Source organism: Fulvivirga kasyanovii, from assembly GCF_009711405.1.
In the GTDB taxonomy this organism is placed as follows: domain Bacteria; phylum Bacteroidota; class Bacteroidia; order Cytophagales; family Cyclobacteriaceae; genus Fulvivirga; species Fulvivirga kasyanovii.
This window is the reverse complement of the sequence record NZ_SMLW01000198.1, coordinates 1-1,993: the sequence shown is the minus strand read 5'-3', so window position 1 is coordinate 1,993 and position 1,993 is coordinate 1. Positions and strand designations below refer to the sequence as shown.

Sequence of the window (1,993 nt, the reverse complement as noted above, 5' to 3'; positions counted from 1 at the left end):
AATCAATTGTGGGTTTTTGAAAATCACCCAAGAGAAAACCACAAAAGGATTACTACTGATAAGGCCGGTACAAAATCGTTGGGCTTTAAAATAACCGATGTACGTTCAATTGAGCAGACAAATTTTGATCTTACAATTACCGTTTTTCCAGATGAGATTATTTCAATAGAATTTGCCTATAACAATGGTCAATATGCCACTAAAACAATACATGGTGTGTTTGAGCATTTTGTGGCTTTCGCTGACCAAATAGCCGAAAATATTATGGTTAAGGTCTCCGAACTCACATTATTATCGGACATAGACAGGGTTTCTTTATTGGATAGTTTTAATTCTACTTCTTTAGATTATGATAGGGAGGAGAACCTTTTAGATATTTTTGATACTGTTTCTCACGAGAATGGAGGTAGTATTGCTTTAAGCTATGGCGATCAGCGGATGAGTTATGATGAGTTGCGCAAGTATTCGAATCAGATAGCTCATTATTTGCATGAAAAGGGGGTTGTTAAAGGAGATATTGTGGGGTTAATATCCGATCGTTCCGTCGAGATGGTTGTTTGGATTTTTGGTATACTGAAATGTGGGGCAGCCTATTTACCTATAAATACCAAGTTGCCAGAGAAGCGTGTTCGTTATCAGTTGGAAGATAGTAAAGCGAGGGTCCTGATCGGGGATATGAAGTATTTAGGTAGTTATGCAGACCTTGTAGAGGAGTTAAGTATCAAAGACAGTTTGTATGCTGAATTTCCTGATGATGGTTTGGATATTTCCCTAGAGTTAAAAGATTTAATGTATATCATTTATACTTCGGGGTCCACGGGCTTGCCTAAAGGTGTAATGATAGAACACGGGGCAGTGTTGAATCTTATTCATTCATTAAATTCGATATACAGCTTTGATCGAGGTGATGTATATTTATTTAAGACTCCCTATTATTTTGATGTATCGATCAGTGAGTTGTTTGGCTTTTTTGTTTCCGGTGCGGGCAGCTTGGCTATTTTAGGAGAAGAAGAGGAGAAAGACCCATATAAAATTCATGCGGCGTTAAATCGTTATGAGGTTACACATATTAATTTTGTCCCATCTTTATTCCATTCATTTTTAGACATTGTGATAGAAGAATCCGGCTCTTTAGGGAGTTTGAAATATATATTTTTAGCCGGAGAGGCGTTATCAGGCGAGTTGGTGAATAAGTTTCGTTCGCTAAATTCTGCAGTTGAATTGGAGAATATTTATGGTCCTACGGAATATACAGTTTATACTAGCCATTACAGCCTGAAAGGATGGAAAGGTGGAGCAGTACCCATTGGCAAGCCATTAGGCAATACCTCATTATATATATTGGATAAGGAAAATAATTTGCAACCGATAGGAGTTGCCGGAGAGTTGTGTATTTCCGGATTAGGCCTAGCGAGAGGGTATTTGAATAATGAGGAGTTGACTCGAGAGCGTTTTGTGCCCAATCCCTATGTTCCTGGTCAATTGATGTACAAGACTGGTGACTTGGCCCGTTGGACGGAGGTTGGTAATATTGAATACCTTGGAAGAATAGATCATCAGGTGAAGATAAGAGGTAATCGTGTTGAGTTAGGAGAAATAGAGAGTGTTTTATCCAGCTACACCGGTATTAAGGAGAGCTTGGTTATTTCTCAGGAAGATGGACACTCGACGAAATACTTAAGTGCTTACTACACCTCAGAGGTGGAGGTTTCCGTGGATCTACTTCGTGCTCATTTGGCCACTGAGTTGCCTGACTACATGATCCCTTCCTATTTCACCCGACTTGCCACTTTTCCTCTCACCGCCAGTGGGAAGAAAGATATACAGGCGCTACCTTCTCCTTCGCATGAAGATAGTGAAGAGTACCGTGCACCATTGACCTCCATTGAGAAGGTAATGAGTGTGGTATGGTCATCGGTTTTGGGTCGTGATGGTTTAAGCGTCAAGTCGAATTTTTTCATGATCGGCGGAGATTCAATTAAAGCGATTCAGA

Annotated in this window: 1 protein-coding gene; it reads left to right on the top strand. The window is 39.9% G+C overall.

Annotation, left to right across the window (positions count from 1 at the left end):
• Positions 1-1,993: non-ribosomal peptide synthetase (locus E1163_RS00790; protein ID WP_155168623.1), on the top strand; the 1,993-nt coding region annotated here is incomplete at both ends.